20 protein-coding genes and 2 pseudogenes are annotated in these 21,680 nt (G+C 70.1%); 1 reads left to right on the top strand and 21 read right to left on the bottom strand.

All coding sequences use genetic code 11. The features are described from left to right. The first annotated feature begins 239 nt into the window (after positions 1 to 239). Positions 240 to 1,472: a PucR-like N-terminal domain-containing protein gene (locus tag BLA60_RS37970; protein ID WP_075137928.1), complete on the top strand. Its 1,233-nt coding sequence runs from the start codon at positions 240 to 242 to the stop codon at positions 1,470 to 1,472. A 126-nt stretch (positions 1,473 to 1,598) separates the two neighbouring features. On the opposite strand, the gene BLA60_RS37965 is transcribed toward BLA60_RS37970, so the two are convergent. The 21 genes and pseudogenes from BLA60_RS37965 to BLA60_RS43990 all read right to left on the bottom strand — a co-directional run. Beyond that, the gene (locus tag BLA60_RS37965; RefSeq protein WP_075137927.1) at positions 1,599 to 2,201 is read right to left on the bottom strand and encodes a hypothetical protein; all 603 of its coding nucleotides are present in this window, start codon (positions 2,199 to 2,201) and stop codon (positions 1,599 to 1,601) included. A 77-nt stretch (positions 2,202 to 2,278) separates the two neighbouring features. Next, on the bottom strand, positions 2,279 to 3,175 hold the full coding sequence (locus tag BLA60_RS37960; RefSeq protein WP_075137926.1) for a hypothetical protein: 897 nt from the start codon (positions 3,173 to 3,175) through the stop codon (positions 2,279 to 2,281). Positions 3,176 to 3,283: 108 nt separating this feature from the next. Continuing rightward, positions 3,284 to 4,795 carry a DUF6801 domain-containing protein gene (locus tag BLA60_RS37955; RefSeq protein ID WP_154814881.1) on the bottom strand — a complete coding sequence of 504 codons (1,512 nt, stop codon included), beginning with the start codon at positions 4,793 to 4,795 and terminating at the stop codon, positions 3,284 to 3,286. Between the two features lie 33 nt (positions 4,796 to 4,828). Then, positions 4,829 to 5,431 carry a hypothetical protein gene (locus BLA60_RS37950; protein WP_154814880.1) on the bottom strand — a complete coding sequence of 201 codons (603 nt, stop codon included), beginning with the start codon at positions 5,429 to 5,431 and terminating at the stop codon, positions 4,829 to 4,831. A gap of 101 nt (positions 5,432 to 5,532) precedes the next feature. Then, on the bottom strand, positions 5,533 to 6,105 hold the full coding sequence (locus BLA60_RS37945; RefSeq protein ID WP_154814879.1) for a hypothetical protein: 573 nt from the start codon (positions 6,103 to 6,105) through the stop codon (positions 5,533 to 5,535). Between the two features lie 266 nt (positions 6,106 to 6,371). After that, on the bottom strand, positions 6,372 to 6,974 hold the full coding sequence (locus BLA60_RS37940) for a hypothetical protein (RefSeq protein WP_075137922.1): 603 nt from the start codon (positions 6,972 to 6,974) through the stop codon (positions 6,372 to 6,374). Positions 6,975 to 6,987: 13 nt separating this feature from the next. After that, positions 6,988 to 7,521 carry a hypothetical protein gene (locus tag BLA60_RS37935; RefSeq protein WP_245812441.1) on the bottom strand — a complete coding sequence of 178 codons (534 nt, stop codon included), beginning with the start codon at positions 7,519 to 7,521 and terminating at the stop codon, positions 6,988 to 6,990. Beyond that, complete coding sequence (locus BLA60_RS37930) at positions 7,503 to 8,720, bottom strand: MlaD family protein (protein ID WP_075137920.1); 1,218 nt, start codon at positions 8,718 to 8,720, stop codon at positions 7,503 to 7,505. Before BLA60_RS37930 ends, BLA60_RS37935 begins: the two co-directional genes overlap by 19 nt. After that, positions 8,720 to 9,781, bottom strand: coding sequence for an MCE family protein (locus tag BLA60_RS37925; protein ID WP_075137919.1), 1,062 nt, complete (start codon positions 9,779 to 9,781; stop codon positions 8,720 to 8,722). Before BLA60_RS37925 ends, BLA60_RS37930 begins: the two co-directional genes overlap by 1 nt. Further along, positions 9,778 to 10,749: an MCE family protein gene (locus tag BLA60_RS37920; RefSeq protein WP_075137918.1), complete on the bottom strand. Its 972-nt coding sequence runs from the start codon at positions 10,747 to 10,749 to the stop codon at positions 9,778 to 9,780. Before BLA60_RS37920 ends, BLA60_RS37925 begins: the two co-directional genes overlap by 4 nt. Continuing rightward, positions 10,746 to 11,738, bottom strand: a complete 993-nt coding sequence (locus BLA60_RS37915; RefSeq protein ID WP_075137917.1) for an MCE family protein — start codon at positions 11,736 to 11,738, stop codon at positions 10,746 to 10,748. The genes BLA60_RS37920 and BLA60_RS37915 overlap by 4 nt, the downstream gene beginning before the upstream one ends. Next, positions 11,735 to 12,739: an MCE family protein gene (locus BLA60_RS37910; RefSeq protein ID WP_075137916.1), complete on the bottom strand. Its 1,005-nt coding sequence runs from the start codon at positions 12,737 to 12,739 to the stop codon at positions 11,735 to 11,737. The genes BLA60_RS37915 and BLA60_RS37910 overlap by 4 nt, the downstream gene beginning before the upstream one ends. Further along, positions 12,736 to 13,983 carry an MCE family protein gene (locus BLA60_RS37905; protein ID WP_075137915.1) on the bottom strand — a complete coding sequence of 416 codons (1,248 nt, stop codon included), beginning with the start codon at positions 13,981 to 13,983 and terminating at the stop codon, positions 12,736 to 12,738. Before BLA60_RS37905 ends, BLA60_RS37910 begins: the two co-directional genes overlap by 4 nt. Further along, positions 13,980 to 14,840 carry an MlaE family ABC transporter permease gene (locus BLA60_RS37900; protein WP_075137970.1) on the bottom strand — a complete coding sequence of 287 codons (861 nt, stop codon included), beginning with the start codon at positions 14,838 to 14,840 and terminating at the stop codon, positions 13,980 to 13,982. Before BLA60_RS37900 ends, BLA60_RS37905 begins: the two co-directional genes overlap by 4 nt. A gap of 10 nt (positions 14,841 to 14,850) precedes the next feature. Next, entirely contained in the window at positions 14,851 to 15,678 is an 828-nt protein-coding gene (locus BLA60_RS37895) for an MlaE family ABC transporter permease (RefSeq protein ID WP_075137914.1), read from the bottom strand. Beyond that, the gene (locus BLA60_RS37890; protein WP_084735977.1) at positions 15,675 to 16,658 is read right to left on the bottom strand and encodes an ABC transporter ATP-binding protein; all 984 of its coding nucleotides are present in this window, start codon (positions 16,656 to 16,658) and stop codon (positions 15,675 to 15,677) included. Before BLA60_RS37890 ends, BLA60_RS37895 begins: the two co-directional genes overlap by 4 nt. 204 nt (positions 16,659 to 16,862) lie before the next feature. Next, complete coding sequence (purH, locus tag BLA60_RS37885; protein ID WP_211288991.1) at positions 16,863 to 18,467, bottom strand: bifunctional phosphoribosylaminoimidazolecarboxamide formyltransferase/IMP cyclohydrolase; 1,605 nt, start codon at positions 18,465 to 18,467, stop codon at positions 16,863 to 16,865. Further along, positions 18,450 to 19,055: pseudogene (gene purN / locus BLA60_RS45130) on the bottom strand (phosphoribosylglycinamide formyltransferase); the annotation flags it as partial. The pseudogene purN and the gene purH, both read right to left, overlap by 18 nt. A gap of 67 nt (positions 19,056 to 19,122) precedes the next feature. Next, positions 19,123 to 20,580 (bottom strand): cell division protein PerM, encoded by a 1,458-nt coding sequence (locus BLA60_RS44690; RefSeq protein WP_075137913.1) that lies wholly within the window; start codon positions 20,578 to 20,580, stop codon positions 19,123 to 19,125. A gap of 136 nt (positions 20,581 to 20,716) precedes the next feature. Beyond that, the gene (locus BLA60_RS37875) at positions 20,717 to 21,310 is read right to left on the bottom strand and encodes a DUF5336 domain-containing protein (RefSeq protein ID WP_245812439.1); all 594 of its coding nucleotides are present in this window, start codon (positions 21,308 to 21,310) and stop codon (positions 20,717 to 20,719) included. Positions 21,311 to 21,581: 271 nt separating this feature from the next. Further along, positions 21,582 to 21,680: pseudogene (locus BLA60_RS43990) on the bottom strand (succinate--CoA ligase subunit alpha); the annotation flags it as partial.

Raw genomic sequence — 21,680 nt, 5'->3', positions numbered from 1 at the left:
CACAACGCCCTCCCCTACCGCTCCGCACGCGCCGCGGGGAAGGCAGCACCAATCTCGAACGCCTGTTCGATACTATCATGGCCTCGGACCGTTGTCACCGGGGGACAACTTCGTTCGACAACTAGCAACGAGACAACGATTCCGTCAGTTTCTTGCGCCCAGGTGTCACATTTCGGGTCACGGAACCGATACGCAGATTGCCACCCTCGACGGCGCGTGGTGGTGACGAGGAGTTGTGCATGACGGTTGAGTACCGACTCGACGGCGGTGCCTTACCCAGGAGGCTCGCCGACATCCTCCGGCCGGAGCTGGCGAGCCTCGCCACCGAGATCGTGGACGAGATCCGGGCCAAGATCCCCGCCTACGCACGCCCACTCGACGGCCCGTACGGCAAGTCCATCCGCGCCGGGGTGCAGCACGCGACCAGCCTGTTCATCGAACAGATCGCCAACCCCGACACCTCAGCCCAGAAGTGCCACGACGTGCACCACAAGCTGGGCCAGAACGAGATGCGTGAGGGCCGCTCGCTCGACGACCTGCAGGCCGCCTACCGCGTCGGCGCCCGGGTGTCGTGGCGGCGGATGATGCGCGTCGGCAAGCGCAACGGGCTGTCGTCGTCGGTCATGTCGCAGCTGGCCGACGCGGTGTTCGCCTACATGGACACGCTCGCCTCGGTCGCGCTCGACGGCTACCTGGAGGCCAAGGCCACCTCCGCCGGCGCCCTGGAGACCTGGCGGCGCCGCCTGCTCGGGATGATCCTGCAAACCCCCGCCGCGCCGCCGGCCGCGATCGCCGAGCTGGCCCAGCTGATCGGCTGGCCGGTGCCAAAGCAGGCCACCCCGATCGCCGTGCACTCGCTGCCCGGCACCGGCCACAACCAGCGCAAACCCACCCTGGACAACGACGTCCTGGCCGACCTGGACGGCATCGAGCCCAAGCTCCTGGTCCCCGGCACGGTCACCGACACGCGGCTGGCCGCCATCCGCGCCGCGCTGCCAGGGTGCCGGCTGTCGGTCGGCCCGTGCGTGCGGCTGGACACCGCGGTCTTCGCGCTGCGCTGGGCCCGCAAGGCGCTGTCGCTGGCCCAACAGGGCTCGATCACCGACGGCCTGGTCATCCGCTGCGAACAGCACCTGTCGACCGTGCTCGTGCACTCCGACGAGCTGCTGCTGGACACGTTGCGGGACAAGCTGATGACCCCGCTGGCCAGCCTGACGGTCAAACAGCGCGAACGCACCCTGGAGACGCTGCGGGCGTGGCTGGACACCCGGGGCAGCGTCCCCGACATGGCCACCCAGCTGGGCGTGCACCCGCAGACCGTCCGCTACCGGATGCGCCAGCTGGAGGTCTCCTTCGGCGACCTGCTGCACGACCCCACCCAACGGTTCGAGCTGGAACTGGTCCTGCGCGCGGCGCCCAAGCCCAGGGCAGCGCCGGTGGTGCCGGCCCCCAGGAACCGGGAACGCCGGTAGCGCCGACGGGCGCCGCCGGTCAAGCGCCGGGCGGCGGGCTCGGGTGCGGTCGCGAGCCCCCGTCCGGCGTGACCGACCCGCACCGAAGACGCCTCGGTGCGGGTCGGTGCCCGGTGTCCTCGCCCCTCAGGCAGGCACGATCGCCTGGCCGGGCGCGAGGTCGTAGACGGCTTCGAGAGCCATCTTGTCGCCCTCGTTGAAGATCCCCAGACAGTTGTCCACCGGGTCCACGTGGGTGAACTCCAGCGTGAACTCGGGGATCAGGCGCAACTCGTGAGTGCTGTTGTCGTAGGTGACCGGCACGAACCCCTCCACCACGGCCCAGCAGCCGGGGAACACCACAGAGGCGAAGAAGTCGCGCAGCTCGCCGGACACGACCGGGCTGGCGTAGTCCAACGCGTGGAACGACAGGGGTGTGCCCACGGTGATCTCGAGGTTGTACAACCCGGCCAACAGACAGTCGCTCAGGACGACGTCGGTGACGTCACCGACATGGCTGTCCGGGGAGCTGAACATGGCGATGTCCACCTGGGACGGAACACAGTCGAAGACCGGATCGGCACTGCCGTCGGCCGGCCGTATGGTCAGGATGACCTGCGACGCGTCGCCACTGGTGGAGCCGCCGGGAGACACCGTCCAGCCCGCGCCGGCCGCGGCAGCGGATCCGGTACCGAGCACGACCGAGGCGAGCACGACGACGGTCATGACCCGCAGGAACAGCTCGCGCATCTCACTCCTTCCATCGAGCGACCGACCCGCACCGAAGACGCCTCGGTGCGGGTCGGTGCCCGAATCAGAGGACGGGGTCAGCCGGCCGCCGCGTGCCAGCGCTCGGAGAGCACCCGGCCCTGGTTGGGCACGTGCGCCCGCGGATTCTGGAACCCGGCGAGCTTGAACGTGGCGTTGTTCAGGGTGAGGCTGTTGGTCCCGGACGAGGCCGGCAGGCCCTGACGCGCGTTGAGCACCATGTCGATCAGGCCGACGAAGTCACAGCCCTTCGCGGCGGGGACCGCGAACGTGCTGTCGTTGAGGATGCCGCCGCTGAGGGTGAGCATGTTCATCTCACCCGTCGCGTTCGGCGTGCCGTCCGCGTTGAACCTGCTGAACGCCGGGCGGGGCTGCACCGTGTTGGCCACCTTCAGCAGGATCGGGTTGCTGTTGGAGCCGATGTAGCAGCTGGACCGCAGGAACGGGTTCTTCAACCGGATCTTCACCGGCATCGTCATGATCGGCCGGCCGACGGTGGCCGCCGCCGAGAAGTCGAAGTCCCTCGGCGGGCCGGCCGCCTCCATCGTCGCGGTCACGGTGTTCAGGTTGCTGTCGACGACCGCGTCGCAGATGTCGGAGATGACCGGGATGTCACTGGGACACATCAGCCCGAGCATGCCGCCGGGCACCGTGACCGAGTCACCGGTCAGGCCGCCGTTGGCCGGCGCCACGGCCGAGTACACGCCGCTCTGGTTGAGCACGCCGAAGGAGAAGTTCACGGCGCCGACCGGCATGGTTCCCGTGCCGAGGGTGATCGTGCCGTTCGGAATCGCGCCCGACATGCAGGTGGCGACCACCGTGCTGCCGTCGGCGGCGAGCATCGCCGGTGCGTCCACCGGACAGTCGCCGAACGGGGCCCATTCCCCGGGAAGGGTCTCGGCGCTTGCCGTGGCGGGCGCTGTCAGGGCCACTCCCGCACCGAGTACGAGGCTCATCGCGGAGACGAGAAGCCCTCTACCCAGCCGGTTTCGAGTTCGAGGTACAGCGGTCATCGACACCTCTCCTGACTTAGTGTGGGTACGGCATTCCCCGACGTACTCGTGTCAGCGCACCGGTTCCGGAATATCAATGGGATTGCATCCGACATTGGTTCCGGTGATGGTGCACACCTTTCCCTGGGTGAGTCTCACCAGGTTGCCCGGACCGGAGATGAGGCCGGTGAGCAACGGGGAGACGTCCTCGGTCACGCCACAGCCGGTGAACGGCGGAATCACCACCTCGCCGTTCAGCACGCCACCCTGGTCGAGCAGGTACTTGCCGGCCCCGAAGCCGGCGATCGCGTCGACGACGATCTCCAGCGGCTCGGCGGTACGGCAGTGGGGCCCCAGGTCGAAGGGAACGCCGTTGATGGCCGCGTCGTAGACCCGAACGGTGTACCGGGCGGTGACCACCGCCTTGGCGTGCACCGGGTTCTGGGCGAGATGCAGGCGGATGTCGGCCTGGGACACGCCCAGCTGGGTGAGCTGCATCGTGGCCTTCGTCGGCACGAAGCCGAACGGCAGCACCCACTGGTTCTCCGCCGGTGTCAGTACGGGCCGTCCGCCCAGGTTGGGGAGGATGTTCGCCTTCTGACACAGGATGTTGGACTGGAGGTCCTCCGGAACGCACTTCAGGCCGGGGCGTGGCGGGTTGGGCGCCGGGCGCGGGCTGTCCTTGTTGGACCCGGGCGCCGTGGGGCCGATGTTGACCAGGCTGGGCGGCTGCAGCACCGAGGCGTCCAGCTTGGCCAGGTTCGTGAACGCGGTGATGTAGGCGCAGTACTTCGGTGGGTTCGTCGGTGTCTCCGGCGGCGGCGGCCACGGAATGTTCGGCGACTCGATCTGTTCGCAGTCCTCGGGGATCTCGACCGCCGTGGGTGAGACCTCCGGGGCGGCGGCGCTGCCCTTGGGTTTGTCGACGCGAACCGCGCCGGGCGGTGGCTCCACGGGGACCGGCGTGTCGGCGGCCGACACCTGGACGGTCGCGAGGGTCGCGTCCTGGTCGGGGGCCAGCGCGCAGGACAGCGCCAGGCTCGGCGGGTCGGTGACCGCGCCGTCGGACTGGTAGCCGGTCAGTTCCAGGGAGGTGTCGGCGGCGGCGAAGGTCATCGCCCCCGGCTGGCCGAGAACGGCCGGCGTCACGCGCGAGGGCTCCAGCGGGAGGGTGAGGTCACCCTCGGTCGGCAGGACGACCCGGGAGGTCTTCGTTCCCGACCAGTTCGTCTCGGCCGTGGACCCACCGTGGGTGATCGCCACGCCAACCCGCGCGAGTGCGGTGACCGAGGCGGCCCCCAGGGCGGTGAGTTCGGCGACGCCGGCCTGGGGGACGGTGAGGGAGATGGCCAGGCCCGCCGGGCGCACGGGCTCTCCGGCCGTCGCGCCGGCCGGGAGGTCGGCGGCCAGGCGCACCTCCACCGGCTGCTCCCCGGAGACGAACGGGCACAGGTAGGTCAGGCGGGCGTCGACCCGCACGGTCTCGTCCTGCGCGGCGGCCATGGGCAGCGGGCCGACCAGCCCGGCCGCCAGCACGGCGACCCCGGCCATCCCCGGTATCGCCCACCACCGCCGACCACTCATCGTCAACTCCACCGCTCTCAGAATCTCTCGGGGTCAGGCCGGAACAATGTGCTGAACGGGTGACACGGAAAAGGCTGCCTCGATGGACATCGAGTCCCCGGTGTTGATCAGACCGAGACAGTTGTCGATCGGGTCGACATTCGTGACCGACAGCGTGAAATCGGGAAGGAAGATCAGCTCGCCGGTGACATTGTTGTAGGTGAAATTCAGCGTGCCCTGAACCGTCGCGAGACAGCCCGGGCCGATGATGGTGAACGCGACATCACGAACTTCTCCGTAGACCATTGGAGGGCTGTAGCTCAGGGCATGCATCGCCCAGGGCGTGTGGGCATCGAACTCGAAAGTAAGCAGTCCGGACGCCACACACTGGTTGAACCCGATACCGGTGATGTCGGCGATATGACTGTCCGACGACGAGAAGAAGTTCAGTTCGATGGTCGTCGAGGCACAGGGCATGGCGAGGTCGTCGCCCCCGGCGCCGGACCGGAAGGTCAGGATGGCCTCACCGGAACTGGCGGTGGCGGACCCCCCTGGCGTGACGGTCCACCCGGCGGTGGCGGCGGCCGGCGCGGTGCCCATCACCATCGAGACGAGCGCGGCGACAACGGTCACCATCCCCAGAAAACGTCTCCGCATGTGCGTCCCTCCCTCTTCTCCCGAGCCGTCAGGTGGTGAATCCGCGGTGGCCCGCTCGACCAGGACAGCGATCGAGCGGGCACCGCGTCGTGTGTGGACGATCAGGCAGGGACGATGTCCTGGCCGGGATCGACCGCGTAGACGCCGGTGAACGCGGCCGCGTCACCGGTGTTGATCAGACCGAGGCAGTTGTCGACCGGGTCGACGTTCGTGACCGTCAACGTGAAGTCGTTGGCCACCGTCAGCGTGTCGTTGGTGTTGTGGTACGAGCCGTTCACCGTTCCGGCGACCTCCGCCAGACATCCGGCACCGATGATCGTGGCGCTGATGCCCTGGATCTCACCGCTGACCACCGGGGCGCTGTAGCTCATCGCGTGCAGCGGCCACGGAGTGTGCGCGTCCACCTCGAAGGAGATCAGCCCGCCGAGCAGGCACTGGTTGAACGCGATGTCGGTGATGTCGGCGACGTGGTTGTCGGTCGAGGAGAACGCGTTGATCTGCGCGACCGACGAGGCACACGTCATGATCATGTCGTCGCCGCCGGAGACCGGCCGCACCGTCAGCACCGTCTCGCCGGCGGTGCCGGTCGCGGCACCTCCTGGCGTCACGGTCCAGCCGGCCGAGGCCGAGGCTGGCGAGACCCCGAGGACGACCGACGTGACTGCGGCGACCACTGTCGCCACTCCAAGAAAACGCTTTCGCATGTGCGATCTTTCCTTTCCCCTACGAAGGTTCGTACAGGACCGCGATGAGGGCTGGACAATTCCGGAATCTTTTTCGGAATGTCGACCGCGTGCACCCTCGATAAGCACGTTACCTACCGGTAACAGATTCCACAACAAGCGAAGCGAAAAAATCCTCTGGACCAGCGACAATGCGCGATGTTTATTACCTCGGTGACAATTTGTACCACCTGGTTTGTCACGATCGGACAGCATGCTCATCGCGGCTCCAACCCGGTGATCACCCAGGTGTCGCCATCCCGTCTGACCTTGATCGACAGTTGTGCGGCGGACGCGTTCGAGGTGCCGGCGTCGGCCCGGGTGGCCGACTGGTCGACGAAGACCAACACCGTTGCCTCGTTCTCGGACAGTTCCTGGACGGCCGAGGTGACCACCCGGCTGGTGAGGACGAGTTTCTGTTCCGGGGCTTTTGCCACGACCTCCTCGAACAGCTTGTCGTACGCTTGTCTGGCTTCTCCGCGCAGAACCGCGTCGGCCGCCGCTTCGGTGTCCTCGGTCCGGTCGTAGGAATAGGACAGAATTCGGTTCAGGGCGGTGGTGACGGCGGCGCTGACCTCCGCCGTCCGCGCGGTGTCGACGAGCGCCGAATTGGACGTCGTCGTGTCGCGCAGTTGGCTGGACTCGGTGAGGAACCAGACACCCGCCCCCACCAGGACGGCGGCCACCACGAGGAGGGCGACGACCAGGCGGGAGCGTCGGGGTGGCGCCGGGTCGGCCACGTCGGTGTCCGTGTCGGCGTCCGTGTCGGCGTCCGGCTCGGTGTCGGTGTCGGCGTCCGGCTCGGTGGTGCTGGTTGACATGGGGACCACTCCTTCAGCTGGTACCCAGCGGCACCTGGTCGAGGGCGGAGAGCAGCCACCCGTCCTCCGTGCGCTCCAGACCGGCCACGAAACGGTTGCGCTTGGCGTTCACCGGCTGGCCGTCCTTGCTGGTCTCGATCTCCACCGACACCAGCATCGTCGCCGTGCCGGTCCGGGTGTCCAGTTCGCTCACCGCCGCGTCGAGGATCCGGCCGGTGGCGACCGTGCCCCCGTCGCGCAGCGTCTTCCTGGTCTCCTCGTCGGTGGCCGACAGCTCGTCGCGCAGCCCGCCGGTGGTCACCGTCAGCCAGTCCCTGATCCCACCGTCCACATCGGACGCGTCCAGGGTGGTGAGCAGCCGCACGTGGGACCGGCCGGTCTCCAGGACCTCGTCACGGGTCTTGGCGTAGGACACCGAGCCGTCCTGGCTCGCCCGCCACCAGCCGTAGCCCGCCCAGCCGGCGAAACCCAGTGCCGCCACCAGCACCGCGACGGCCGCGACCAGCGGCCAGCGGCGCCGCGCCGGGGTCACTTCGTCGTCAGCCACAGCAGTTCCTCCAGGTTGGCCGACACGGTCAGGTCCGGCGCCCCCAACGGGCCGGGCAGCCGCGCGCCGCCGCCGGGCACCGCCGGGTCCGGCACGCCACCCTTCGGGGCGTGCTGCGAGCCGCGCACCACCGAGTCGTCGCCGGGGCCCAGCGTGCAGCGGGCGTTCGTGTTCATCGGCCGGGGCCGCACGTCCTCGCCCTGGCGGTACACCGTGGCCTCGTAGCCGGCGACACACGGGTCCGGCTCGAAGAAGCGCAGGATCAGCGACATGCTGTCGGTCTCCGGGTTGATCGCCGTCGAGGTCGCCGCCACCGCCTTGGGCGTCATCACGAACAGCTGCTCCATGCCGGCCACCCGCGCGTCGAAGATCTCCGCGGTGGTCAGCAGGTTCGCCGCCAGCACCGACAGGCCGGGGTTGTTGTCCGACAACAGCTCGGAGAGCTGGGTCGCGGCCTGCGGCGCCGCGCCGATCAGCTCACGCAGGTCACCGTCGGCGTTGGCCAGCTCCGTGGCGAACAGCTTGGCGTTGCGGGAGAACGACCGCCACTGGGTCGAGGAGTCCAGCTGGGTACGCAGCACCGTGGCACCGTCGTCGATCAGCGTCACCGTCTGCGGCAGGTGGTCGGCGGCCGTCTCGGCGAAGTCGATCGACGAGTCCAGCAGCACCTGCAGGTGCGGGCCGGTGTCGCGCATCGCCGTGTACAGCTCGTCGACGACCGTGCGCAGCGAGTCCGTCGGCACCGACGCGGAGAACTCCGACATGTTCGACAGCAGGTCGGTCACCGGCGGCGGCACGGCGGTCGCCGACTTCGGGATCACCGAGTCGCCGTCGAGGAACGGGCCGTCGTCGGTGCGTGGCCGCAGGTCGACGTACTGCTCGCCGATCGCCGACCGGTTGGCCACCACCGCCCGGGAGTCCACCGGGATCGGTTCCGCGTCGTCGTTGATGTGCAGGTCGGCCTCCATGCCGTCGTCGGTCAGCCGCAGCTCACCGACCCGGCCGACGGCCACCCCCCGGTAGGTCACCTCGCTGTTGGTGAACACGCCGCCGCCCTCGTCCAGCTGGAGGCGCACCGTGTACCCGCCGCCGGAGAACAGCCGGTCCAGGCCGGCGTAGTTCGCGCCGACGAACGCGACCGCGGCCAGCGCGATCACCACGAACGCCACGACCTGCAGCCGAACCACCCTGGTGAGCATCAGCGGCCTCCCGTCGACGTGGTCCCGGCCGGCGGCAGCGGCAGCAGCGGCGGCAGCGGCGTCTCGTAGTCGTCGGACGGGGGCAGCGTGACGAAGATGTTGAGGTAGTCGCCCTTCAGGCCCTCCAGCACCTCGTCGGTGTACGGGAAGGTCGGCAGGATCTCCAGCGCCCGGGGCAGGTCCTGGCCGGCGTCGGCGAGCCGGTCGAGCACCGGGGCGATCGCGGTCAGGTCGGCGACCATGTCCTCACGGGCCCGGTCGATGGTGTCCACCGCCACGTCGGACAGCGAGTCCAGCGACTGGAGCATGGTGACCAGCGCGGCGCGCTGCTCGGTGAGCGCCCGCAGCCCCGGTGTCAGATCGGTCAACGCGCCCTTGATCTGCTCGTCGCGGGCGGCGAGCGTGGTGGTCAGGTGGTTGAGCCCGTCCAGCGCGGCGGTGATGTCGCCCCGGTGACCGTCCAGCTCGGTCACCAGTTCGTCCACATTGGCCAGGAAGGCCTTGATCTCGGTCTCGTTGCCGGTCATCACGTCCGACAGCTCACGGTTGATCGTCTGCAGCTGCCCGATGCCGCCACCGTTGAGCAGCATCGACAGCGCGCCGAAGACCTCCTCGACCTCGGTGTGCCGGTTGGTGCGGTCGGCGGTGATCATCGCCCCGTCGGCCAGCCTGCCCCCGGTGTCCAGTTCGGACTGTTCACGGTAGGGCTCGGCCAGCTCGACGAACTTCTCGCCCAGCAGGCTCGACTGGCGCAGGCTCGCCACCGCGTCCGCCGGCAGCGCCACGTCGCCGTTGACGGCCAGCACGACCTCGGCGGTCCAGCCGTCCTCGCCGCCCAGGGCGATCGACTCGACCCGGCCGACGACCACGTCGTTGACCTTCACCGCGGCCTGCGGCACCAGGTCGAGCACGTCGGCGAACTGCACGGTCACCCGGTAGGGGTGGTCGCCCAGGTCGGCGCCGCCGGGCAGCGGCAGGTCGTAGATGCCGTCGGTGCCCACCGCCGAGCAGCCCGAGAGGGTGATCGCGGCGGCCAGGGCGACGGCGGCTCGGCGGATCATCGGCCACCTCCCACCAGGGGTACCGGGAAGTAGTCCAGCATCACGGTGCGGCCCTGCAGGCTCTCCGAGGCCGGGTCGTAGGCGCCGTAGAAGTTGGTCACCGCCAGCGGGATCGTGTCCAGTGCCTCGGCGATCGAGGCCCGGTTGTCCACCAGCTGCTGGGTCGTCCGCGCCAGCTTGTCCACATTGGACTTGATGGCCGCCCGGTTGTCCCGGATGAACGCCTGGATGTCGGCCAGCGCGGTCCCCAACGTGTTCAGCGCGGTCGACAGCTCCTCCCGGTCGGCCGACAGCGTGCGCCACACCTGGTCGAGCTGGGTGTTGACGCTCAGAATCTGCCGGTCGTTGCCGGCCAGCATCGTGGTGAACTTCTGCAGCTCGTCGACCGTGGCGAACAGGTCGTCGGCCGACCCCGACAACGTGCGCGCCGCCTGGGCGAAGTTGCGCACGCTCTCGTTGAACGCCGCGCCGTTGCCGCGCAGGTTCTCCGCACCGGTGTCCAACAGCTCCGAGAGCGCCCCGTCGGAGTTCGCGCCGTCCGGGCCCAGCGCCGAGACCAGCGTGTCCAGGCTCGCGTACAGCTCGTCCAGCTCGACCGGGGTCGCCGTCCGCGTCCTCGGGATGACCGCGCCGTCGGCCAGCAGCGGCCCGGACCTGGCCAGGTCGGTGAGCTGCACGTAGCGGTCGGAGACCACACTCGGCGCCACCACGACCGCCGCCGTGTCGTGCGCGATCGCCACGTCCCGATCGACGCTGAACACCACCTCGACCTGCTGGCCGCGCGGGGTCACCGACTCCACCGCGCCCACCCGCACGCCCAGCACCTGCACGTCCGAGCCCGAGTACACGCCGACCGCGCGGTCGAAGTACGCGGTCACCCGCAGGGCGTCGCCACGGGAGAAGATCCACCACAGGGCGCCGGCGGTGACCACGCCGAGCACCGCGACGATCGCGACCACCCGTCTCATCGGCCACCTCCTGAAGGACGCCTCGGAATACAGGGGCTGCGGTTCTGCTCCACCAGCCCACACACGTAGCTGTCGATCCACCGGCCGCTGCCGACCGGGTTGTTCACCAGCCGGAAGTACGGTCCGGCCGCCTTGAGGCTGGCGTCGAGCTCGTCGGCGTAGCGGGTCAGCACGCCGGTGACCACGTCCAGCTTGGCCAGCGCCGGCTTGAGCTGACGCTGGTTGTCGGCGACCAGCCCGGACAGCTGCTGGGCCAGGTCGGTGGTGCCGACCAGCAGGTCGTGGATGGCGTCGCGGCGGTTCGCGAGCTCGGTCAGCAGCAGGTTGCCGTCCTCGATGAGCCGGTCGAACTCGTCGTTGGAGCCGGCCAGCGTCTCGGTGACCTGGCGGGTGTTGTCCAGCAGCTCGGCCAGCTGCGCGTCACGCGAGGAGATCGTCCTGGACAGCGCGGTCAGCCCGTCCAGCGCGCTGCGCACGTGCTGGGGCGAGTCGGCGAAGGTGTCGGAGATCGTGCGGAAGCTCTCGGCGAGCTGGTCGGTGTCGATGGCGCCGGCGGTGTTGGCCAGGCCCTCGAACGCCTCGGTCACGTCGTAGGGGGTGACCGTGCGGTCCAGCGGGATCGCCACGTCCGGGTCCAGCGCGGTCCGCCCGCTGGGGTGCAGGGCCAGGAACTTGCGGCCCAGCAACGTCTTCAGCTTGATCTCGGCGGTCGTCGCGTCGCCGACCCAGGCGTCCTGGACCCGGAAGGTGACCTCGACCTTGTCGACCACCAGCTCCACGTCGGTGACCTCGCCGACCTTGATGCCGGCCACCCGCACCTCGTCGTCCGGGCGCAGGCCGGCGGCCTCGCTGAACTCGGCGGTGTACTTGGTGCCACCGCCGATCACCGGCAGGTCCTGGTAGAAGAACACGCCGAGGGTGGCCGCGACCAGCGCCAGCGACCCGATCACACCGATGGTCACCGGGTTGCGTTCCCGGAAGGACTTCATCGCTTGCACCTCGGGGAGTCGATGACGACCGTCTCCGGCGGATCCGACGTGAGGACCGCCTCGCACAGGTAGAAGTTGAACCACGAGCCGTAGGTCGCGGTGGTGCCGATCGCCCGGAACTTCACCGGCATCAGGGTCAGCAGGCTGGCCAGCTCGTCCTGCCCGGCGGCCAGGTTCGACGAGAGCCGGCCCAGCCCGGAGATGCTGTCCTTGAGCGGTTCCCGCGACTGGTCCAGCAGCCCGGCGGTGGCCACCGTCAGGTCGCCGATGCCCTCGATGGCCTCGCCGATCGCCGCCCGGTCCCCGGCCAGCCCGCTGACCAGCCGCTGCAACGTGGAGACCAGTGTGGACAGTGCGTCGCCCTGGCCGTTGATGGTGCGCAGCACCGAGTTCAGGTTCTCGATGACCCGGCCGATGACCTCGTCCCGGTTGGCCAGCGTCTTGGTCAGCGAACCGGTGTGCGCGAGCAGGCTCTCGACCGTGCCGCCCTCGCCCTGCAGCACCTGGACGATCTCGCCGGACAGCGAGTTGACCTCCTCGGGCGAGAGCGCCTGGAACAGTGGCTTGAACCCGTTGAACAGGTCGGTCAGGTCCAGCGCCGGGGTGGTGCGCTCCAGCGGGATCTCCGCGCCCTCGGCCAGCCGCTCGGAGTTCGCCGACCCGCCGCGCTCCAGCGCGATGTAACGCTGGCCGACCATGTTGCGGTACTTGATGGTCGCCCGCACGTCGGTCGGCAGCCGCATCGAACGGTCGACCGAGAACGTCACCCTGGCCAGGTGACCGTCCACGATGGACAGCTCGTCGACCTGGCCGACGCGCACCCCGGAGATCCGCACGTCGTCACCGGGGTTGAGCGAGGTGACGTCGGTGAACCGGGCGGCGTAGGACATCGTGTTGCCCAGACCGGTGTTGCTGATGGACACCGCGAGCACGGCCGTCGCCAGGCCGGTGACCACCACGAAGATCAGCGCCTTGATCAGCGGCGCGGCCAGCTTCCTCACCGCAGCGTCACCTCCGTGCCCCGGTAGAGCGGGCCGACCAGCACACTGCCCCAGGCCGGCGTCTGGTCCCCGAGCAGCGTCGCGATCAGCTCCCGCTCCTGCGGCGAGTTCGCCAACCCCAGGTCACCGCCGGAGCCGGACAGCAGCGGGTGGCCGCTGCCGCCGGTGGGAGCCGCGACCACGCCGGCGGTCGGCGACACCCCGCTCGGATAACAGCGCGGACCGGTGGACTGGTCGTAGACCGGCGCGTCCCGACCGGGTAAGTAGGCGCCCCGGTCATGGGTGATGGAGGCGTTGATGTGCAGACCCGGCTTGTTCGTGCCCTTGCCCAGCACCCGGTCCATCGACGGCTTGAGGTCGGTCATCGCCTTGAGGGTGCACGGGAAGCTCGGCGAGTAGCGGGCCGCGACCTCCAGCGGCGCGCGGCTGGCGGCGGCCAGTTGGATGAGGTTCTCCTTGTTGTTGCGCAGGAAGATGGTGACGTCCTGGGCCGAGGAGGTGACCTGCGCGTACAGGTCGGTCAGCTCGACGCGCTTGTCGGCGACGGTGTTCAGCGTGGTCGTCGACTCGGTCAGCGCGTCCAGCAGGTCCGGCGCGATGTCCCCGTACAGCTCGCTGACCGTCGCCAGGTCCCGCAGGTCGTCGGTCAGCGTCGGCAGGTTGGGGTTGAACTCCTCCAGGTAGGCGGCCGTGGTGACCATCGCCTCGCCCAGCCGCTCACCCCGGCCGTCCAGGGCGGTGGAGATGGCCGAGAGGGTCACCGACAGCTTCTGCGGCTGCACGGCCTTGAGCACCGGCAACAGGTCGTCGAACACCCGCTCCAGCTCGATCGCGTTCGCCGAGCGGTCCTGGCGGATGACGTCGCCCTGCGCGATCGGCTCGAACCCGGTGCCCTCGGGCAGCGACAGCTGCACGTAACGCTCACCGAACAGGGTCTTGGGGATCAGCAGCGCGGTGACGTCCCGGGGGATCCGGTGGACCTTGTCCGGCTCCAGCGCCAGCGTGATCGACGCGGCGCCCTCGGTGGAGCGCTCGATCGACCGCACGTTGCCGACCACCACGCCCCGCGCCTTGACCTCCGAGGAGTCGTTGAGCTGGTTGCCGACCCGGTCGGTGCGCAGCGTCACCAGCACCACTTCGGTGTACTTCTCCTGGTAGATCTGCACGGCGAAGGTCGCCAGCAGGACCATCACGATGATGAAGGCCACGCCGGCCGAGCGCCGCAGCAGTTTGGATCCGATCATCCGGCCACCTGCACCGTCGTCGTGGCTCCCCAGATCGCCAGGCTGAGGAACAGGTCAATGACGTTGATCGCGACCAGCGAGGTGCGCACCGACCGGCCGACCGCCACCCCGACCCCGGCCGGGCCGCCGGTGGCGCGATAGCCGTAGTAGCAGTGGGTGAGCACCACGACCACGCTGAACACCAGCACCTTGCCGAAGGAGTACAGGACGTCGATCGGCGGCAGGAACAGGTGGAAGTAGTGGTCGTAGGTCCCGGCCGACTGTCCGAAGAACCAGACGGTGACCTGCCGGGAGGCGATGTAGGAGGTGAGCAGGCCGATCGCGTACAGCGGGATGATCGCCAGGAAGCCGGCGATGATCCGGGTGGTCACCAGGTAGGGCACGCTGGGCACGCCCATCACCTCGAGCGCGTCGATCTCCTCGGAGATCCGCATCGCGCCCAGCTGCGCGGTGAACCCGCAGCCGACCGTGGCCGACAGCGCGATCCCGGCGACCAGCGGCGCGATCTCGCGGGTGTTGAAGTACGCGGAGATGAAGCCCGCCAGCGCCGACGTGCCGACCTGGTTGAGCGCCGAGTACCCCTGGATGCCCACGACCGAGCCGGTGAACGCGGTCATCCCGACCATCACGCCGATGGTGCCGCCGATGACCGCCAACGCCCCGGAGCCGAAGCTGACCTCGGCCAGCAGCCGGGTGATCTCCCGGCCGTAGCGGCGGATCGCGCGCGGGATCCACAGCAGGGCCTTGACGAAGAAGAAGATCTGGTCGCCCAGGACGTCCAGGAAGGTGAACCGCCGGTCGACCGACTCGATCACCCGCTGCTGCACGCGCGGGCGGGTCTTGTCCGGTCTTTCGATGATCGCCACGTCATGCCCCCTTCGGCGGCACGACCTGCAGGTACAGGGTGGTGAGGATCAGGTTGAGCAGGAACAGCAGCAGGAAGGTGATCACCACCGACTGGTTGACCGCGTCCCCGACGCCCTTGGGGCCGCGGCCGGGGTTCAGGCCCCGGTAGGCGGCGACCACGCCGGCGACGAAGCCGAAGATGACCGCCTTGATCTCGCTGATCCACAGGTCCGGCAGCTGGGCGAGCGCGGAGAAGCTCGCCAGGTACGCGCCGGGCGTGCCGCCCTGCATGATCACGTTGAAGAAGTAGCCGCCGAGCACGCCGACCACCGACACCAGGCCGTTGAGGAAGGCGGCGACGCCCATCGCGGCCAGCACCCGGGGGACGACCAGGCGCTGCACCGGGTTGACCCCCAGCACCTCCATCGCGTCGATCTCCTCGCGGATGGTCCGCGAGCCGAGGTCCGCGCACATCGCCGAGCCGCCGGCACCGGCGATCAGCAGCGCGGTCACCACCGGGCTGGCCTGCTGGATGATCGCCAGGACGCTGGCCGCGCCGGTGAACGACTGGGCGCCGATCTGGGTGGTCAGCGAGCCGAGGTGCAGCGCGATGACCGCGCCGAACGGGATCGCGACCAGCGCGGCCGGCAGCAGCGAGACGCTCGCGATGAACCAGAACTGGCCGATGAACTCCCGGAACTGGAACGGGCGCTTGAACGTGCAGCGCACGACCTCCAGCGCCAGCGCGTAGAGCCGGCCGGTCTCGCGCAGCGCCGCCATCCCGGGGAAGGGCTTCCTGGCCGGTGGCGGAAGGACCCTGGTCGGTGGCTGGTTCGGTGGCTGGCTCATCGCCCGAACCGGTCCGTCGGGTCGAGGCTGGACAGGATGGTGGTCCTGGCCGCCGGCGGCAGGGTGTGCAGGATCCGCATCACCCGGTCCTTGCGGCGGCGCACCGCCTGGCGTTCCGGCAGGCCGGGGGTGGGTTCGAGCTGGGGCGGGACGCCGGTGATCTCGTCGGCGCCCAGGTCGAAGCCGGCGGCGAGCTCGGCGGCCATGGTGGCCTCGTCCTTCTCCTCGCTCATCCCGATGGGGCCGATCCGGCTGCCGTTGATGAACTGCTTGACGGCCGGTTCCTCGCTGGTCAGCAGCACCTCGCGGGGCCCGAACATGACCAGCTCGCGGCGGAACAGCATGCCGATGTTGTCCGGGACGGTCCTGGCGACGTTGATGTTGTGCGTGACGATCAGGATCGTCGCGTCGATCTGCGCGTTCAGGTCGACCAGCAGCTGGGAGATGTAGGCGGTGCGCACCGGGTCCAGGCCCGAGTCGGGCTCGTCGACCAGGATGATGCCCGGGTCGAGGACCAGCGCGCGGGCCAGGCCGGCGCGTTTGCGCATGCCGCCGGAGATCTCGCCGGGGAGCTTGGTCCCCTCGCCGGCCAGGCCGACCATGTCCATCTTCTCGGTGACGATGCGCCGGATCTCGGTCTCGGACTTGCGGGTGTGCTCACGCAGCGGGAACGCGACGTTGTCGTACAGGTTCATGGAGCCGAACAGCGCACCGTCCTGGAAAAGGACGCCGAACAGCTTCCGAATGTCGTAGAGTTTGTGCTCCGAACAGCGGACGAGATCGGTGCCGTTGATGGTGATCGACCCCGAGTTGGGTTTCAGCAACCCAACCAGACATTTCAGGAACACGGACTTCCCGGTGCCGGACGGCCCGAGCAGCACGCTGATCTCTCCGACCGGCAGCGTCAGCGTGACGTCCTGCCAGATTCGCTGGCGCCCGAAGGACTTTCCCAGCCCCTCGACGGCCACCTCGACGCCCATCCACACCTCCGCCGGGGACAACGCAGGCGTTGTTCGAGGCGGCCGGCAAAAGCCCGCATCCTCGTATTAAACGTCGGCGTTTATTACCGGGGAGTAGGTTAGTTCGGGCCATTCTCGGTGGCAAGAACCCGGGGTGAACCCCCGAATTCTTGGCCGCTGGTGATAGTTCCGCACACCTGTTTTGTCAGGAAGTGCGCAAGAACGTCAGTGCGCGAAGTGGCGGGTTCCGGTCAGGTAGAGCGACGCTCCGGCCGCCTCGGCGGCGGCCACGACCTCCGCGTCACGCACCGAACCACCCGGCTGCACGATCGCCAGCACCCCGGCGTCGAACAGCAACTGGGGGCCGTCCGGGAACGGGAAGAACGCGTCCGACGCGGCCACCGAACCCGCCGCCCGGTCACCCGCCCGCTCGACCGCCAGCCGCGCCGCGTCCACCCGGTTCACCTGGCCCATGCCCACGCCGACCGTCGCCCCGCCGGCCGCGAGCACGATCGCGTTGGACTTGACCGCCCGGCAGGTCCGCCAGGCGAACGCCAGGTCGGCCAACACGTCCTCGTCGACCGGCTTGCCGGTCGCCAGCGTCCAGGAGGCCGGGTCGTCGCCGGCGGCGTCGATCAGGTCCATCGACTGCACCAGCAGCCCACCCGACACCGCGCGCCGCTCCGCACCGCCGCGCCGGGGCGGGGCGGCCACCAGGATGCGCACGTTCTTCTTGCGGGACAACACCTCCACCGCACCGTCGGCGTAGGACGGGGCGACGATGACCTCGGTGAACACCTCGGCGACCTGCTCGGCCATGTCCACGGTGACCTCGCGGTTGGCCGCGATCACCCCGCCGAAGGCACTCAACGGGTCGCACGCGTGCGCCCGGCGGTGCGCGTCCGCGATCGAACCGTCCACACCGGACACGGCGATGCCGCACGGGTTGGCGTGCTTGATGATCGCCACACACGGCTGCTCGTGGTCGTAGGCCGCGCGCACCGCGGCGTCCGCGTCGGTGTAGTTGTTGTACGACATCTCCTTGCCGTGCAACTGTTCCGCCGTCGCCAGCCCCTGGTCACCACCGGCGACATCACCGGCCACGTAGAGCGCGGCCCGCTGGTGCGGGTTCTCGCCGTAGCGCAACGTGTTCCGCCGCTGCCAGCTCGCCCCGACCCACGACGGGAACCCGCCGTCCTCCTCGGGCGCCAGCGTCTCACCCATCCAGGTGGCGACCGCGATGTCGTAGGAAGCCGTGTGCCGGTAGGCCTCCACGGCCAGCCGGCGCCGGTCGGCCAGCGTGAAACCGCCGTCGCGGACCTGCTCCAGCAGCCAGTCGTACCGCGTCGGGTCCACCACCACGGCCACCGAGGCGTGGTTCTTGGCCGCCGCGCGCACCATCGCCGGCCCACCGATGTCGATCTGCTCGACACACTCCTCGGGCGCCGCGCCGGAGGCCACGGTCCGCTCGAACGGGTACAGGTTCACCACCAGCAGGTCGAACGGCTCGATCCCCAGCCCCGCCAGCTGCTCGACGTGCGCCGGCTTGCGCAGGTCGGCCAGCAGGCCGGCGTGCACCCTCGGGTGCAGCGTCTTGACCCGCCCGTCCAGCGACTCGGGGAACCCGGTGACCTGCTCGACCGGCGTCACCGGTACCCCGGCGTCGGCGATCGTGCGGGCGGTCCCGCCGGTCGACACGATCTCCACGCCGTTGGCGTGCAGTCCCGTCGCGAGCTCGAGCAGCCCGGCCTTGTCCGACACCCCGATGAGGGCCCGGCGAACCGGGCGCCGCTGGTCAGTCACTCCGACGCTCACCTTTCGTCCGTGCATCGTGTAGCCCTCCCGGGCCAGTCGCGCGACCACGTCGACCAGCAGCCGACGTTCCACGACCTTGATCCGTTCGTGCAGCGCGTCGACGTCGTCCGCCGGCGCCACCGCCACCGCCTGCTGGGCCACGATCGGCCCGGTGTCCACCCCCGCGTCGACCAGGTGCACCGTGCACCCGGTGACCGCGACGCCGTGCGCGAGCGCGTCGGCGACCGCGTGCGCCCCCGGGAACGCCGGCAGCAGCGCGGGATGGGTGTTGACCACCCGCCCGGCGAACCGCGCCAGCACCGCCGGCCCGAGGATCTTCATGAACCCGGCGGAGACCACCAGGTCCGGCCGGTGCTCGGCCACCGCCTCGGCCAGCGCGGCGTCCCAGGCCGTCCGGTCGCCGTGGTCCCTGAGCCGGACCACGAAGCTGGGCACCCCGGCCCGCTCGGCCCTGGCCAGTCCCTCGATCCCCGCGCGGTCGGCGCCGACGGCGACCACGCGGACCGGGAAGTCCGGCGCGGCGCTCGCGTCGAGCAGGGCCTGCAACAGGGTTCCCGATCCGGAGACCAGTACGACGACCCGCGCGGGAACGCCGGGCCGCACCGAGACCGACTCACTCAGTGGAAGCTCCCGAAACGCGCATACCCGCAGCTTAACGAGCGCGACAGCCTCACCGGCCGCCGGCCTCGGCCGGCTCGGTGGGCTCGGTCCGCTCGGTCTCTTCGGTGTCCTCCTCCGGCTCCGGGCCCGCGCTCTCGGTCTCGCCGGCCCTGTCGCCGGCCCTGTCGCCGGTCCTGTCGTCGGCCCTGTCGCCGGCCCTGTCGTCGGCCTTGTCGTCGGTCCTGTCGTCGGGCCCGGTCCCGGCCCGGTCGTCCGGCTCGGCGTCGGTCTGGTCGTCGGGTTCGGCGGCGGGGCCGTCGTCGTGGCCGTCGTCGTACCAGGTGTCGGACCAGTAGTCCCAGGCCTCGGTGGTCTCCTCCGGCTCGCCGGGGGCCGGCACGCCGAACCACGCCACGGCCGCCGCCGGCGCACCGACCGCGACGACCAGGATCAGCGAGACGGCCGGCGCGTGCAGGGTCAGCGGGTCGAAGGCACCGCCGCCGAGCCGGCCGCCGGCGCTGCCCGCCGCCACCACGGTCACCACCGCCAGCACCCCCACGGCCACCGCCACCGCGCGCAGCCGGGTCAGCGGCCGCTCGGCGACCCCCCGTAGCCGCCGGCCGACCAGGATCCCGACGCCCACCGGCACCAGGCACAGCACCGGCCACCAGCCGGCCTGCTGCTCCGGCAGCGCCGCCAGCAGCGGCAGCCCCGGCACCCGGCCGCCGTCGGTGAACACCATCGGCGACACGTCCAGGTCGCCGATCGCGAACCCAGGGCCGGCGACGAACGCCGTCCCGGCGACCACCGCGTTGGGCAGGTAGCCCAGGCACAGCAACAACATCCCGAGCCCGGCGCCGACCCCCGGCGCGAACCCGGCGAACAGCTCCCGCATGGTCGAGGCCGAGGTGGCGAAACCGAAGGTCAGCACGGCCGCACCGGCGGCCAGCAGCGACCCCACAGAGAAGGCCCCGGCGACCAGCCCGTGCCTGGCGACGTCGTCGACGCGTTCGGCCAGGTCACCGGCGAGTCCGCCGCGCCGCAGTACCCCGACGGTCGCGGCCACGGCGGCGATCAGCGCCGGGTAGTACAGCGCCGCGAGCGGGTCGACGGTGACCACCGGACCGGTCTGGGCCAGCGCGGCGACCAGCCCGCACACGCCGTGCGCGGCGGCGATCGAGCCGACCAGCACCCCGGCGTCGACCGGCGAGCACGAGTCGAGCCGGGTGAGCGCGCGCGCGGCGCAGCGGCCGGCGAGCAGCATCACCAGCAGCGTCGCCAGCAGCGGCAGCGCGCCGAACTCGGCCCCGGCGATGGTGACCGGGACCTGGTGGGCGGCCAGCCAGGCCGGCAGCGCCGCGGCGAGCACGCCCGAGACGGAGAACGTCGCGTGCGGCGCGATGCCGGTGACCAACGCCAGCACCGCGGCGACGACCGCGTACCCGGCGACCGGCGGGACGGCGGCGGCCAGGACGAACGCCTTGGCCCTGGTCAGCTGGGACGTCGGGGCTGGCTGGGGAGGGGCCATACGGCCACTGTCACATCCGTCCCCGACCGGTCCGCCGTGCCACGCCGCCGGGTCACCGCATCAGGTGACGTGAGGAGTCACCGCACGTCAATGGGGGTGGCACCGGTGTCCGGTGCCACCCCCATCGGGTGAATTCCTACTGCTGTGGGTAGCCCCCGGGCGGGGTGCCCGGCTGCTGCTGCTGGCCGAACTGGCCCTGCTGCGGCGCGAACGTGGTCTGCTGGCCCGGCTGCGCCGGCGGCTGACCGTACTGGGGCTGCTGCGGCTGCTGGGGCGCCTGCTGCTGGAAGGCACCCGACGGCGGGTACATGCCGCCCGGCTGCTGGCCGTACGGGTTGGGCGCCGGCGGCTTGATGACACCGAGGTCGAACAGCAGGCCGGCGACGGCGGCGAGCATCTGGATGATCCCGAAGATCATCACCATGATGCCGCCGGCACCGAGGTCACCGTTGGAGGTGAACACGGTGAACAGGTAGGTCCACACGCCGGCGACGATGATGACCGGCGGAATCATGCCGGGCTTCTTGTCCTCGCCCGGCAGGATGACCTTGGCGCTGAGCAGGCCACCGATCAGCAGCAACGCCGGGACCCAGCCGAATCCAGCCTCGTAGAGGGAGATACCGGAACCGTCGGAGACGCTGGCGAAGGACAGGAACAGGATCAGCACACCGAGACCGGCGACGACGAGGTGCGCGATCTCCGGCAAGCCGAGCTTGAGGCCGCTCCCCACCGGGGGGCCGTAGCCGCCCGGCCCTTGAAGCGGCTGCTGCGGGCCTTGACCGGGGTAGGCTCCACCCGGTTGGCCGCCTGGGAACGTCATCGCGTTGCTCTCCTCAGCTCACTTGACGCGATTGGTGCGGAAAGGTCGAGCCGGCGGCACAGCCAGCCCTCCTCGACCTCCGACGAAGTCCGGCCCGGGATGGTTCCCCCGAATGCCGGCCCAATCGGACCACTGTTGGGGCCGGACGCTACACGAGCACCCGGCCCCACCGTGGCTGGACTCAGCCTTTGGCAACAAGCTGACGGGCGAGTTCGGCGGTCTCGGACGGGGTCTTGCCGACCTTCACCCCCGCCGCTTCCAGTGCTTCCTTCTTCGCCGC

Source organism: Actinophytocola xinjiangensis (assembly GCF_001921215.1).
Taxonomy (GTDB): domain Bacteria; phylum Actinomycetota; class Actinomycetes; order Mycobacteriales; family Pseudonocardiaceae; genus Actinophytocola; species Actinophytocola xinjiangensis.
Note: the sequence above shows the minus strand (reverse complement) of the source record. Positions and strands in the feature narration are given on the sequence as shown.